The following is a 12245-nucleotide window of genomic DNA, read 5'->3' on the forward strand; positions in this document are numbered from 1 at the left end:
TCAATAACCTCGAGCTTCAAAGTAGGCAGTCACCTCGCCGGTGTCGGCGACATAGGTGAAACCTGATTTATCCGGGCTCTGAACGTAGACATTCTGGTCGTGGAAACCGCCCCTCCAGATAAGAGTCAACTGCACACCGGTACAGGCATTCGGAAACGCCGTCGGGAAGGTAATGCGCGTTGCATTCGCGCTGCGCGTCGCCACACCCCACTGTTTAATCACGCCTGTCGAGTTGTCTTTTTCCCACCCCGTCGCCGCTTTGCTGGCCGTGTTTTTGAGGTTATAGCGCGCGTCACTTTCGCCTTTGGTATACGCGCCAGTGCGGGACATATACCCCGCGTCAGATTGCACTTTTGTGTAATAACGCACATCAAAATTGGCATAATTACCGGCAATAATCTGACCCGGCGCGGTAAAGTTGCCGTTGGTATCCCATTTATAATTAACATCACCGCTGGCACTGTCTTTGATATGCAGGTGCCATGAAAGCGCAGAATTACTAACTAGCGTTCCCATCGAAAAGGCTTGTGAATTCTTCCCGGATATAGTAGCCATTTGTTTAATTACAGGATGATATTCACTCGTGCCAGTTGTGACATATGAATTAAAAAAAGGCGCTTTCGTTGAGTACTGATTAGCCCAGCCAAATATCCCGCTATAACCAGCAGTGATTTCTTTTGACGCAGTAATCGAGTTAGCGACAGATAATGGTGACTCTGAATACACCGCACCAGTTTCAAGGCCTATGCGCAATGGGCGAAATGCGTTATAGCTTCCGTAAGCATCCCCTTTACTGGTCAGCATGAGATAAAGATTAGCGCCGTCATTGCGCCAGAATGTTCCGTAATCCCCATATGCAATGCGGAAACCGTTAGCGGAGGCCGCCTGCACTTCGGCATTTACCTTTAGCGTGCCTGTCATGGTGTCGCCTGATTTGCTAACGGCGCCAATATCCACCGGGGAAGGTTTATTTGCCGCATCATATTGCTTTGTCCAGGCTGACCACACGCTGGCATAAAGGGTGCGGATATAACTGCGAGAGCTGCTGTAAAGCCGGTAAATCTGCGTAATACCCGCGTGTTTAACAACCTCTAGCGAACCGGCGGCACTTTCCGGGTAGTTTTTACCGGTCTGCGCCTGCGCATTCGCTGGCTGGTAATAGAGTCCCGGCGTGGTGTAGCTATTCAGATCGGCAGCGTTACCAATCCCGACGGTTTGACCGTTAAAAATATCCTGCGCGGTGACGTTGATGTCTTCCGTCAGCGCCCGGCCATTCACTTTTCGGGCTGACGGCACTCTTCCATTGGCGTTTTCGTTCGCCGCCTTCACCGCTTTCGGCGTCGCGGCGAGCGCCTCAGACGCGCTGTCGGTCGCGCTACTGAGCTGGACAATCCCTTTCTGCGCCGTGGTGGCGTCCTGAGCCGTATATTTCCCGCTGGCGAGGTCGTGCACCGCTTTGACCGCTTTCGGCGTCGCGGCGACGGTCTCAGACGAGCTGCCGGTCGCGCTACTGAGCTGGACAATGCCTTTCTGCTTTGTGGTGGCGTCCTGAGCCGTATATTTTCCCTTTGCGAGATCATACGCCGCCTTAACCGCGCTCGGCGTCGCTGCGTGCGCCTCAGACGTGCTGTCGGTCGCACTGCTTAACTGCGTGAACCCTTTTTCTTTCAGCGTAGCGTCAGGATGGCGGCGAGTCTGCTCATGCTCCGCGAGCTTATCGTCGACATAATCCTGCGTTGCCATCACCAGCGTGGTATCAATGGACAGCTCGACCGTGTCGATATCGCTAACCATGATAACCATACGCAGAGTCTGTGCGCGGCCTGACCCTTCCGCCAGCTCGGGCTTGTAACTCTCCGCCATATTGCCGACCGCAATCAGTGTGCCGTTGTCGTCGTAAAGTCCCATCTCACGCAGCCAGAAACCGCCGGTCTCTGGCGGGATCACCAGCTCCGCGACGATATAATTTTTGTGCTTTTTGTCCTGGCTGATTTTATTCAGCGCATGACGCCAGACCTCATTAACCAGTTTCGTCTGGCTGGCGTTCGGTTCGGGCAGTTTCCCGCCGCCATCCCCGACGGCCATCGCCGCGAAATTGACTTTCTTCGCGTTCGGGACACTCGCCGCCGCCAGTTTCTCCGCACCGGCTCTGGTGATAACGGTTTTATATTTTACTGTCATGGTGTTCTCACTTATCCGGGGTAAACCGTGATGATGTCGCCGTCATAGGTCAGGGCTCCGCAATATAGATAACCCGGAATGTCCTGAATAATATTCAGACCGATAAGATGGCGGCTGGCGGGTTTGGCATCGGCAATCAACCGCTCCATTTCGTAATACATTTCTTCGGTGATGCCGGTCTCTAAAACGCCGATATCGAGGCGAAACGTGCCGGGCGGGTCTTTCGTTTCCCACCACTCGGTCACGTTAATCAGATACCCGAGCGGCTCCACCACGCGACGCACCGCGCCTATCGTCCCTTTGTGCGCATGGATAAACCACGCGCTGCGAATAACCTCGCGTTTGGTGTCTTCCGGCCAGCCTTCATCCCAGCGGTCGACGGAAAACGCCCACGCCAGCCACGGCAGCAGATTCGCCGGGCAGGTGTCGGCATTCCACAGACGCCGCAGCGGGACAGGGGTATTTTCGATATCCGCGCAGGCGCGCGCCGCCGCCACCTCAAGCGGCGACGAGCCCACCGGCAGCAGACGGGTTTCACTCATCATTACCCCCGACTTTCACGCTGTAGGTGGTGCAGTGGGACGCCTGCGTATCATCGAGCACGATGTCGGCCACCGGCGCGGCCAGCTCGACACGCTGCACACCCTCGACGTGGAGCGCGGCATAAATGGCGGATTTGCGGATATCCCGCCCGAGCCGGTGCTGCGCGCTGATATAGGTCTGCAGCTTCGCTTTTGCCGCACTGAGCACCGGCTCGCTTTCGGGGCCGGGGTAAAGATAAAGCGCCGCGTCGATGGTGTAGTCGACAATGGTCGCTGACTGGACGGTTACGCGGTCAGCGACCGGCCGCACGTCCTCATCGTTCAGCGCCGCACGCACCACGGCGAGCAGCTCGTCGGACGCCGCGCCGTTATTCTCGCGGGACAACACCGACACGGTCACGCAGGCCGGTTCCGGGCTGATAACGGAAATATCCGCGACCCGTCCGTCAGCGCTGCGGCCATGAAACTGATACGCACCGGTCGACCCGGCCACGCTCATTCCCTCAAAAGCCTGCTGAATGCGCAGACGATAATCGGTGTCCGATTCCATGACGGCAGGCGTCGGCGGCAGCGTGGTCTCATCAGCAGGCGAGATAACGAGGCGCTCGACGTTGTAATTTGCCCCGAGGTTATCGAGGTCATGACTGGCGGCGTACGCCAGCATCACCGCACGCGCCGACTCATTGACACGCTGTCGCCAGATAACTTCCCGATAAGCGTTCTCCTGCAGGAGCTTCACCATCGGCTCAGATTCGAGCGTCAGCGTGCGCGCGACCGCCTCCTGCTGGTCTTCGGGATAGAGCGAGACCAGCGTCGCCTTGCGCTCGGTCAGGATGGTTTCAAAATCCAGCTCCTCCACGACATCGGGCGCGGCGAGCTGGTTCAGGTCAACAATAGCCATAGCGTTTAACTCAGTGGAATGGTGAGGGAAAAAGGCTGGTTTGAGGTGGTTCGCGTGCCGGTCATATCGACATACAGCGCGCCGTCATCCTCCCCGCGCTCAAAGGTGATGGTCGAGAGCGTGACGCGCGGCTCCCACTTCTGGATAGCCGAGTAGCACGCGGCCATAATCTGCAGACGCAGCGCCGGGGTCTGCGGCTGGTCAATCAGCGCCGACAGGAGCGAGCCGTATTCACGGCGCATCACCCGAGAGCCGACCGGCGTGACCAGAATGTCGCGCACGCTTTGCCGGATGTGATCGGCCTCAGTGATACTGAGCCCGGTGTGGCTGTTCATACCGAGATATCGCACCGTCATTGTGTGTCCACCGTTCTGTCATCGCCGCGCTTCACGCCGCCGTGGTCGTGGTCATCCACCTGGACGCCGTTAGAGGTCAGTTTCCCGCCGGTGTGCTCGATATCCCCCAACATTTTCCCGCCTTTCTGCACTTCGAGCGTGCCGGTAATGAGCTTGTTGGTGCACACCACCTCGGGTGTATCGAGCGTGATGCGAGTTTCGGCTTTCACCAGCACCACCGGCACGGTGGCGGTAAGGGAATCCGACGCGGTGACGTTGGCGGTTTTGATACCGGACACGGTGAGTGAGCTGCTGTCGGGTTCGTACTCGATAACCGCCCCGTCAGGAAAGGCGACGTGAAACGCATCAGGTGAGGCAGACGGCGCGGGATGGTCATCAGAGAAAATGCCGGGCAGCACAAAGGCGGTATCGAGCTCGCCACCGATAGCAAGGACCAGCACCTGCTCGCCAACGGACGGAGCCCACCACACCCGCGAGCTACCGGCGCGAGAAGCCAGCCAGTTAAGCCAGGTAGTTTGCATCCCGCCGGTCTGGACACGGCAGAGACCCTCGACGGGGTCGACGTCGGTCACAATGCCGGTGCGGATGAGATTGCGGATCGCACGAGCGATATCTTGCAGAGAAGTTAGATTGTTCATGGGGAAAGGATGCCGCCGGGCAAGGCCGGAGGCAATCGAGTGGGGTTCGGTGGGGGCTCAAACAACTGTTAGGGAGCGAGGTGTCTTAATTCAAATATCTTATAGCAACAATTACTACATCTGAATGTCCGCGTTGTGCCAGAAGCGGAGTTTGCGGGTTTACTACTATTTAACTGAAAGGTAAAGCAGCTATATTCAGTAGGTATTTCCCTAATGCAAATGAATATCCTAACCCTCAAAGGCATACTTTGAACTCATTTTTGAAAAAAAGATTACTGAAAATCTATGAAGAGATCGTTTTTTTTAATACGATATCTACACATTTAGTCGCACGTCTTTAAGGAATGAGCATTATATGTTTAAAAGTAATATAGGAATCGAAGATAAGATAGAACTTATAGAATCAAGTTCAACAAAGCATTATTTTAAAGAAGTCTACAGCAGCTATTTGAATGGTAACTATCGAGCAGCCGTAGTTTCTTTATGGTCTGTATTGGTTTGTGATGCCGTTTACAAAACCCGTCGCTTAGTTGATCTGACTAATGATCGCTGGGCCGCACAACAAATTACTTCAATTGAAAAATCCCAGCGTCAAAACAGCACTAAATCTGATTGGGAATTAAAGTTATTTGAGGGATTCTACGAACAAAAGAAATTCATTGGCATTGGTGAGATCACCAACATTAGAGATATACAGCAAAAAAGACACCTATGTGCTCACCCTATTCTTTCTGAGGATGATGTACTTTACACTCCAAATAAAGACTTAGTAAAAAGCATGATTATAAATGCTCTTGATGATTTTTTATTACGCAAGAATTATTATGGAAAGGATTTATTCCCAATAATAAGAGATACTTTAGTAGAGAACAGTGAGTATTATGCCACTGTAAAAAACATCAAACCACTAATATCTAAATACTGTCAAAGAGTAACTGCCGGGGCAATTTACCAAATATTCAAAGAGTTTTGGAAGTTTAGCTTTAGATTAGATGATGAAGAATCTTCAAAACATAGAAGGATTCTTCATATTGCATGTATGAATTTATATTCCGAAGTAAAAACGAGACCCGAGCTATTAGAAAAAATTAAAGATGACTTAGATTATTTTGAAAATATATCATTTAAGCCAAATCCATTAACGCATTTATTTTCATTTTTCTGCAAACATCCTGATTTTTACAAAAAACTATCACCTGAACTGAAGACTCGGTTAAGAGAATATCTTGACCGTGATGATGAAGATGATAGTCAATACGTATACAAAATCGCAACCATGTTTTTATTTAATAACGCTCAAGAGTATCTCAAACACATTCAAAAATGCATTAATGAATATGAAATAAAGAGAATCACCCTCTTGCAGGTTAAATATATTATTGACATTTACCATGATCATGACTGTGAAAAAGATGTTTATGACATTGTAATTTTGTACGCTTCAAAATCTATAGGATTCGATGACGCAGATAACAGATTCGATCTCGTTTTTAATAGCGAAATTTTTGATAAGCTATCAGTTAATCAGCTTGAAAAACTAATTGAATCTTTTGAGGAAAATGGACAGGTAGGCGGCAGAAGACGAAGCAACGCTGATTTAACAAAGATCAAAGCTAGACTTGAAAAAGTAAAATCATAATATTATAACTAGATAAAGCCCGTTAATATAATTTTATATTATTCTTTATTCTCACTCTGTTTTCTTGAGAATAAAACGGGCTTCTTTTTGATGCGGAAACAATAATTAACAATACTGCAACACCAGTGATTAACTGAATAATTTTACTATTACAGGTGTTTATCTCAAAAATAAAGCAACGTCCACTTGTTGCTCACAGCGTACTTACGGAATGAAAAAACCACTTATTTAAACAGACTGTCAGGTAATAACTTTATTATTATAATGCTTAATCATTAGCTCCTCAATACGTCGCTTATCGCTTTGGCTAAAACCGAGTAACTGGCGCTCTGCGTATTGCACATCATGCACATGAGGTTTTGGCCGGTCTTTGAGTCCGTACTGATGAACGCGGGCAATACGCTGCACCTTACCGTTAAACTCGACCAAGGCAGCATCATTGCGGCCACTGGCTTTCATGTAACGACTCGTTCGCAGCTTCTGGAACATAGCGCGCTTAATACGTCCAGACTTTGCCCTGAGCGGCTGATGCTTTCGCGCCTGATACGGCGAGCCATCGGGCGCTTTTTGCTGTTTGATACGCTGCTGTTGCGATTTACGCAGCTCCTTCGCAATCTCAGCGGCGAGCTTGCGCCGTCCCGCTGGTGACAGCGCGCCAATCAGCCCGGCCAGCTTATCGTCAAAGGGTTTGAATTCACTCATCCCACTTACTCACCAGCTCGCCATTGATATACAGCTCAGTCGGTCGCGTGACCGGCTCGGGCAGCGGCGGTTCAGGCGCATAGCTAACGTGCAGCGCGCCGTTTTCATCCCTGACCAGCGTGCGCTCGGTGAGCTGCAGGCTGATACTGATATCGACGCTGTCCCCGTCGTTCAAATCCATCTGGAAGCGGTAGCCCTTTTTGCGTCCCTCATCGAGCGTGCAGATATCCGGCTGATTCTCACGCAGCCACGCGGCCACCGGCACAAAAATCAAATCCGGGTCGCCCACAAAGTCACAGACGATCACATTCAGGGTGTAAATCTTTTCGTGAGACAGCGAGGCCGCGAGGCGCACATCGATATTCCCCTCATCGGCAAAGATGCGCATCATTTCGGGGTTGGTTTTTAACTGCGGTACGGCGTCAGTGAGCGCCCTGCGCAGGCTTTTCATTTTCTGCATCGGTTTTGTCCTGACAGTCTTTGATGGTTTCGACCTTGAGCGCGCAGGCGGCGAGCGCGTGCTCAAGCCTGCGGATATCGGCACTCAGGTCACCGTTAGTTGTGGGTTCGCTCCCCGGCATCGGGCAGAGGCTCACCGTCGGGCAGGCGTTGTAAACAATGACCGGCGGATGCGCAGGCCGTTCGGGTGTGCAACCGGCGCACAGCATCAGGCAACTCAGCGCGATACCAGCGGCGCAAATCTTCATTTTCATTTAACAGCCTTGTGATGGTTTGTTCTCGTCTCGCCGCCAGCTCACCGGCGGCGGTCAGTTCGTCACTGAGCCTGACCTGCGCGCTTTCATTCGTCCTGGCGATACGCTGTGACACGTTCAGCTGATTTTTCAGCATCCCGATAGTGGTTTTTTGCTCGCTGGCGATCCGGTTCGCTCGCTCAAAAGAGCGGGATAAAGTCGCGTTGTCGTGGCGCAGCCACAGCACCACGGCGAGCAGACCGGCCAGCACAATCATCAGCACTTTCATGGCATCCCCTTTATGCAGTAAGCCCGTTCCCGCGCGCGGCGATTTTCCAGCCCTTTGTTTCTGACACCGTTCACGTACACCCAGCGGGTGAGCTGGTCGCACGCCTGCCACCACTGCTGACGTTTGATAAACGAGACCAGCGTCGAGCGACAGGCCGCGCCGGTGCCCACGTTAAAGGCAAAACTGACCAGCGCGTCATACACGCGCGGTGGCATCGCTACCGGAACGCACGCCGCGAGCCGTTGCTCGGTGTTCAGCACATCCGCGACGAGGTTCGCCGCCGCCTGTCGCTCGGTGATTTCCCCTTTCGGGGTGACACCGGCAGTGTGGCCTATGCCTGACGTCCAGACGCCCGCGCTGCACTGATAAGGCGTCAGGCGACATCCTTCGAGGTCGGCAATCAGTGCCAGACCCTCGGGGGAGGTGTTCAGCAGACGAAAGTCAGGCATCAGCACGGCCAGCGCCAGCACGGCGGTCACACTGCAGCGTTTAATGATTGAGTTCACGAATCGCCCCCTTATCCAGTCCGAGGGATTGCAGATAGCGAAAGGTTTTGCGCTTAAACCAGAAGTTGGTCAGCGCGGTAAAAATGGCGCAGGCACTGCCCACATACAGCGCCAGCTTTTCAGGGGACATCGCCCCGAAATACGCCAGCAAAACGGCCAGCCAGTAGGCGACAAACGTCGTGATTTTTTCCATGCTCAGTCCCATAGATTCACCGTCTCGGTTTTCGGTGCGCTGTCGGTCTCGGGCAGTTCTATCGCCGTGCCGTGCGGCAGGATGACGCCCAGCTCTGACAGCCCCGGATTCGACTGCAGCACTGTCTCGACCACCCCCTCAGTGCGCCCGTAATACCGGGCGCAAATTGCGTCGAGGGTGTCACCCTGCATCGCATAAACCTTCATCAGATTTGCCCCACGATGCAGCGCGCCTTGTCCTGAATACGCGCCACGGACCAGCGCATATCCCGCCACATCTCATCGATGGTGCTGTCGATGCTGTCGGCCTTTTTGTCGCCCTTGCTGGTCGCGTCAACGCCGCGATAACGCTCATACAGCGTGGCAGTAGTCATCGAGCACACGGCGTTGAAGTAGTGGAAACAGCGCACGCTCTCGCCGTCGAGCTCGTCGGTCGGGACATCCGCGAGCGTGGCGTGACCGGCGTCGAGCTGGCGGTCGCGCCAGTCGCGCAGCTCCGCATTGGTTTCGGCGATGGCAGTCTTAATCGCCCGGCGCAGGCGTACAGGGGAAACGGTCTGCTCAAGGCGCATTTCTTCGCGTACGCGCTGCGGATCAACATCAGGGAAAAAGCCCGTATTTTTAATCACCGGCTCGCTCACGCCCGGTGGCGGGATCACCACGCCCGGCACGTCCTGCGGCGCGGTAGTTGGCTCAATAATCAGTGTCGTCATGACAACCTCGGATAATGGGTGGGCGGTGGACGCCGGTCGCAGTCAGGGCAAGTGATACCCGCATTGACCGGCGTGCCGCCCGGCTCGGGGAGCGTTCGGTTAACCTGCGGCTTTTGCCGCTTTGGGAGGACGCCCGCGCCGTGCCGCCGGTTTAGCGGCAGGTTTACGCGTGCGCGGTTTATTCGTTTTTGGTGCGGGTTCTGGCTTCGGTTTCAGCGCTCGCTCAAGCTGTTCGATATCCTTTTTCACGCCGATGGTGCGCTCCAGCTGAATGGCACGCTGCAGGTGTACCAGTGCGTCGGGAAACTGGCCTGCGTCGCGCAGCACGTAGCCGGTGATTTTGTGCAACTTCGCACGCACGATATCGGGCATATCCGCGCGCTCAGTCAGCGCGAGAGTGTCGAGCAGGTTCGCCAGTTCGACCGGCTGTTTCGCATCGCGCAGGCGCTGCGCGGCGAGCGCCACCTCTTCGGCCAGCAGATACGGCGTGGTGCGGCGATGACCGCCGACCGGCATCGTGAGTCCCCACGTCATCGCGTAACGGGCGATTTCCAGCGCACCGGGGATATCATCCGCATCGAGACGCCAGAGCATGACGGTCATGACAATGTCATCCTGCGCGCCTTTGCCATTCGCAAGGACACCCGCCACCCACGGCAGATAAAACGGCAGCAGCTCGCGCTTTTTGTCGGCCTTGCGCTCGGTGGATCGGATTTGTTTTAACGTGCGACAGTCTGCGGCCAGCTTCACCAGCATCTGCTCATAGGCAGTTGCATTGCGCAGCGGAGCAGCAGCCCGCCGCGCGGTTTCAGAGGCCGAGACCCGCATCATGTGAAGCGCTGCGGGGCTCGTCATGGCTTACTCTCCGCCGTTCTGGTCGGCAGGTGCAGCAGCACTTTCAGGCTCAGCCGGTGCTGCGAATTTACCGAGGGTGATGTTTTCAATCAGGCCACCGGCCGCATACGCCTCAACCACGTAATCGACGTTCATCGACTCGTAGTTTTCGATGCGGTCTTTCTTCGGCTCCTCGATGATGGCGCGGCGGTGGGCGTCATCCATGAAGTAAATCGACAGGTTATCGAGGCGCGTGATCATCAGGGCATTGGCCGGGAAGTACGGCACGCGCACGGCAGGAAGATTGCCGATGCGCTTCTGACTAATGATGATGTCAGCGGCCAGCGTCTCGCTGTTTTCCTGGGTCTTGTTGACGATCGGGAAGTATTTGTCGGCGAGCAGCTTGCGACCGGTGATGACCACGAGCTCCGGGTCATCCTGATAAATCTCGTCAATCAGGTTGGTGGTGGCGTCCATCACCAGCGCATCGAGGTTTTTGTAGTCGCCGTTTTCACCCACGCGGATCACGTCGGAAATGACCGTCCCATCTTCGCCGGTGATTTTTGACATCACGCGCGCCGGGGCTTCATTGCGGTACTTCTGCAGCCAGCCGGTGGCGACGTCCTGCAGCAGCGGGTTCTGCTTACGGTTGGAGGTCGCGGCGCGCTCAATGCCGTTGAAACCGGCCATGATGAAGTCGAGCGACTGGCGCTTGATGATCGCGTCGCGGATACGGGTCTGGAAGTCCTGGAATCGCGCCCACAGGTCGAGCTGTTTGTAGCGGATATGGAAATCGAAGTTAATCTGCGCGCACTCGTACTGGTTGGATTCGAGCGCCGTGAAATCGGCGGTCTTACGCTCATCATCCCCTGCGGTATCGGTGGTGCTCGCAATGGTGCCGTTCACGCCCACACCAACCTTTTCGCCTTTCAGCTCATCGACCGGCACGATGTTAATCTGGGTCAGAAACGCGGATGACACCTGCAGGGTGTTCATCAGGGTCTGGGTCACGGACGGCTCAACGGTGAATTTCTTCGCCACGTCATCGGTTTCGACGCCGTTCAGCTCCGCCACACGGGACAGGTAGGCATTAAATTTAAAGCGGGTTTCTTTACGCATGAATAGTCCTGTTTTTCGAAATAGGGTTCTGGCCGGGCAGCGCGCCCGGCGCGTTATCAGCAGTTAGTCAGCAGCTCGTCGCCCGTCCCGCCCTTCGAGAGTTCGCGGCGCGGCTGGTGCTGGCTTTCGGTGTTATCGAGGGAGCTTTTCAGGGAGGTAAACGCCTGCGCGTTTTCTTCGGTCTGGCGGGTCACATCCTGCTGGAGCTGCGCGAACGCGGTTTCCATATCAGCCAGGCGCTTTTCGGTGGCGGTCAGGCTGGTCTGCACCTGCTCAGTGACGGTGGTGACAGCTTCATGCACATCCGCCAGACGCGCGTCATCGCTCGCCTGCTTGCGGCTGAAAATGGCTTTAACCTTGTCGGTCAGGCTGTTGAGTACGGTGTCGGGGACGTCCTCAAATTCCAGCTCCGCCAGCGTGGCAACGGAAAACAGGTCATCGGGATGAGCCTTTTTACCGGCGAGTGGGTTCTGCGTCGCCCGGCTGCAGAATTCGAGGTATTCAGTGCCGAGACTTGCCGGGTCATCGGTCACCGCCAGACCCACGAGGTAACATTTGCCGCTGTTGGCAAAGTTCGGGCGGATCTCCATCGAGGTGTAAACCTTCTGACCGGCGCGCACCATGCCTACCAGCTCGTCGAGCGGTGCGATTTTGCCAAACAGTGCCTTTTTACCGTTGAGCGCAGAGTCATCGCTGATGATTTCCGCTTTCACTTCGGTCACGTCGCCATAACGCTTAAGCACGCTGTCGGGCAGAATGCCGCGCAGGTGTTCGAGGTTGATGCGACAACCATAGACACGCGGGTCGAAGGTGTCTGCCATGTCCTGAATGTCATCCCCGCTGATGACGCGGCCATCGCAGGTGTCGCCCTCGACGCCGATGCGAAACCATTTAGAAACTTTCTTTGCCATTGTTCAGGTGTCCTGATGTTGGGTTTTCGG

The 12245-nt window shown here is 54.6% G+C and carries 17 protein-coding genes; 1 reads left to right on the forward strand and 16 read right to left on the reverse strand.

Annotated features, from left to right (window positions below; genetic code table 11):
- The 5 genes from AC6EMZ_RS11265 to AC6EMZ_RS11285 are packed head-to-tail and all read right to left on the reverse strand — an operon-like array spanning window position 1 to window position 4618.
- Window positions 1-2181, reverse strand: a complete 2181-nt coding sequence (locus AC6EMZ_RS11265; protein WP_498402574.1) for a phage tail-collar fiber domain-containing protein — start codon at window positions 2179-2181, stop codon at window positions 1-3.
- Window positions 2182-2192: 11 nt separating this feature from the next.
- On the reverse strand, window positions 2193-2723 hold the full coding sequence (locus AC6EMZ_RS11270) for a phage tail protein I (protein WP_498402575.1): 531 nt from the start codon (window positions 2721-2723) through the stop codon (window positions 2193-2195).
- Window positions 2716-3624 carry a baseplate assembly protein gene (locus AC6EMZ_RS11275; protein WP_498402576.1) on the reverse strand — a complete coding sequence of 303 codons (909 nt, stop codon included), beginning with the start codon at window positions 3622-3624 and terminating at the stop codon, window positions 2716-2718. The genes AC6EMZ_RS11270 and AC6EMZ_RS11275 overlap by 8 nt, the downstream gene beginning before the upstream one ends.
- Window positions 3625-3629: 5 nt before the next feature.
- A complete protein-coding gene (locus tag AC6EMZ_RS11280; RefSeq protein WP_498402577.1) occupies window positions 3630-3980 on the reverse strand; it encodes a GPW/gp25 family protein in 351 nt (116 codons plus the stop codon).
- A complete protein-coding gene (locus tag AC6EMZ_RS11285; protein WP_498402579.1) occupies window positions 3977-4618 on the reverse strand; it encodes a phage baseplate assembly protein V in 642 nt (213 codons plus the stop codon). Before AC6EMZ_RS11285 ends, AC6EMZ_RS11280 begins: the two co-directional genes overlap by 4 nt.
- A gap of 355 nt (window positions 4619-4973) precedes the next feature.
- On the opposite strand from AC6EMZ_RS11285, the gene AC6EMZ_RS11290 reads away from it, so the two are divergent.
- Window positions 4974-6257, forward strand: coding sequence for a hypothetical protein (locus AC6EMZ_RS11290; protein WP_498402580.1), 1284 nt, complete (start codon window positions 4974-4976; stop codon window positions 6255-6257).
- Window positions 6258-6497: 240 nt separating this feature from the next.
- Here the strand turns inward: AC6EMZ_RS11290 and AC6EMZ_RS11295 are convergent, their stop codons facing one another.
- The 11 genes from AC6EMZ_RS11295 to AC6EMZ_RS11345 all read right to left on the reverse strand — a co-directional run bounded on the left by AC6EMZ_RS11295 (window position 6498) and on the right by AC6EMZ_RS11345 (window position 12215).
- Complete coding sequence (locus AC6EMZ_RS11295) at window positions 6498-6959, reverse strand: phage virion morphogenesis protein (RefSeq protein WP_498402582.1); 462 nt, start codon at window positions 6957-6959, stop codon at window positions 6498-6500.
- Window positions 6952-7419, reverse strand: a complete 468-nt coding sequence (locus AC6EMZ_RS11300) for a phage tail protein (RefSeq protein WP_498402583.1) — start codon at window positions 7417-7419, stop codon at window positions 6952-6954. Before AC6EMZ_RS11300 ends, AC6EMZ_RS11295 begins: the two co-directional genes overlap by 8 nt.
- A complete protein-coding gene (gene lysC, locus AC6EMZ_RS11305; RefSeq protein WP_498402584.1) occupies window positions 7382-7627 on the reverse strand; it encodes an Rz1-like lysis system protein LysC in 246 nt (81 codons plus the stop codon). The genes AC6EMZ_RS11300 and lysC overlap by 38 nt, the downstream gene beginning before the upstream one ends.
- Window positions 7515-7940, reverse strand: coding sequence for an Rz-like lysis system protein LysB (gene lysB, locus AC6EMZ_RS11310; RefSeq protein WP_498402585.1), 426 nt, complete (start codon window positions 7938-7940; stop codon window positions 7515-7517). The genes lysC and lysB overlap by 113 nt, the downstream gene beginning before the upstream one ends.
- A complete protein-coding gene (locus AC6EMZ_RS11315; protein ID WP_498402586.1) occupies window positions 7937-8446 on the reverse strand; it encodes a lysozyme in 510 nt (169 codons plus the stop codon). The genes lysB and AC6EMZ_RS11315 overlap by 4 nt, the downstream gene beginning before the upstream one ends.
- Window positions 8430-8651: a phage holin family protein gene (locus AC6EMZ_RS11320; protein ID WP_498402587.1), complete on the reverse strand. Its 222-nt coding sequence runs from the start codon at window positions 8649-8651 to the stop codon at window positions 8430-8432. Before AC6EMZ_RS11320 ends, AC6EMZ_RS11315 begins: the two co-directional genes overlap by 17 nt.
- Entirely contained in the window at window positions 8642-8845 is a 204-nt protein-coding gene (locus AC6EMZ_RS11325) for a tail protein X (protein ID WP_174348467.1), read from the reverse strand. Before AC6EMZ_RS11325 ends, AC6EMZ_RS11320 begins: the two co-directional genes overlap by 10 nt.
- Window positions 8845-9351: a head completion/stabilization protein gene (locus AC6EMZ_RS11330; protein WP_498402589.1), complete on the reverse strand. Its 507-nt coding sequence runs from the start codon at window positions 9349-9351 to the stop codon at window positions 8845-8847. The genes AC6EMZ_RS11325 and AC6EMZ_RS11330 overlap by 1 nt, the downstream gene beginning before the upstream one ends.
- Window positions 9352-9450: 99 nt before the next feature.
- Window positions 9451-10206 carry a phage terminase small subunit gene (locus tag AC6EMZ_RS11335; RefSeq protein ID WP_498402590.1) on the reverse strand — a complete coding sequence of 252 codons (756 nt, stop codon included), beginning with the start codon at window positions 10204-10206 and terminating at the stop codon, window positions 9451-9453.
- A 3-nt stretch (window positions 10207-10209) separates the two neighbouring features.
- Window positions 10210-11304 (reverse strand): phage major capsid protein, P2 family, encoded by a 1095-nt coding sequence (locus tag AC6EMZ_RS11340; protein WP_498402591.1) that lies wholly within the window; start codon window positions 11302-11304, stop codon window positions 10210-10212.
- A 56-nt stretch (window positions 11305-11360) separates the two neighbouring features.
- The gene (locus tag AC6EMZ_RS11345; protein WP_498402592.1) at window positions 11361-12215 is read right to left on the reverse strand and encodes a GPO family capsid scaffolding protein; all 855 of its coding nucleotides are present in this window, start codon (window positions 12213-12215) and stop codon (window positions 11361-11363) included.
- Window positions 12216-12245 lie beyond the last annotated feature (30 nt).

The organism is Enterobacter sp. SCRI0065 (genome assembly GCF_059766475.1).

Coding starts and splice junctions, on each gene's coding strand:
- AC6EMZ_RS11265 (WP_498402574.1), bottom strand. CDS start 2,181: ATGACAGTAAAATATAAAACCGTTATCACCAGAGCCGGTGCGGAGAAA.
- AC6EMZ_RS11270 (WP_498402575.1), bottom strand. CDS start 2,723: ATGAGTGAAACCCGTCTGCTGCCGGTGGGCTCGTCGCCGCTTGAGGTG.
- AC6EMZ_RS11275 (WP_498402576.1), bottom strand. CDS start 3,624: ATGGCTATTGTTGACCTGAACCAGCTCGCCGCGCCCGATGTCGTGGAG.
- AC6EMZ_RS11280 (WP_498402577.1), bottom strand. CDS start 3,980: ATGACGGTGCGATATCTCGGTATGAACAGCCACACCGGGCTCAGTATC.
- AC6EMZ_RS11285 (WP_498402579.1), bottom strand. CDS start 4,618: ATGAACAATCTAACTTCTCTGCAAGATATCGCTCGTGCGATCCGCAAT.
- AC6EMZ_RS11290 (WP_498402580.1), top strand. CDS start 4,974: ATGTTTAAAAGTAATATAGGAATCGAAGATAAGATAGAACTTATAGAA.
- AC6EMZ_RS11295 (WP_498402582.1), bottom strand. CDS start 6,959: ATGAGTGAATTCAAACCCTTTGACGATAAGCTGGCCGGGCTGATTGGC.
- AC6EMZ_RS11300 (WP_498402583.1), bottom strand. CDS start 7,419: ATGCAGAAAATGAAAAGCCTGCGCAGGGCGCTCACTGACGCCGTACCG.
- lysC (WP_498402584.1), bottom strand. CDS start 7,627: ATGCTGTGCGCCGGTTGCACACCCGAACGGCCTGCGCATCCGCCGGTC.
- lysB (WP_498402585.1), bottom strand. CDS start 7,940: ATGAAAGTGCTGATGATTGTGCTGGCCGGTCTGCTCGCCGTGGTGCTG.
- AC6EMZ_RS11320 (WP_498402587.1), bottom strand. CDS start 8,651: ATGGGACTGAGCATGGAAAAAATCACGACGTTTGTCGCCTACTGGCTG.
- AC6EMZ_RS11325 (WP_174348467.1), bottom strand. CDS start 8,845: ATGAAGGTTTATGCGATGCAGGGTGACACCCTCGACGCAATTTGCGCC.
- AC6EMZ_RS11330 (WP_498402589.1), bottom strand. CDS start 9,351: ATGACGACACTGATTATTGAGCCAACTACCGCGCCGCAGGACGTGCCG.
- AC6EMZ_RS11335 (WP_498402590.1), bottom strand. CDS start 10,206: ATGACGAGCCCCGCAGCGCTTCACATGATGCGGGTCTCGGCCTCTGAA.
- AC6EMZ_RS11340 (WP_498402591.1), bottom strand. CDS start 11,304: ATGCGTAAAGAAACCCGCTTTAAATTTAATGCCTACCTGTCCCGTGTG.
- AC6EMZ_RS11345 (WP_498402592.1), bottom strand. CDS start 12,215: ATGGCAAAGAAAGTTTCTAAATGGTTTCGCATCGGCGTCGAGGGCGAC.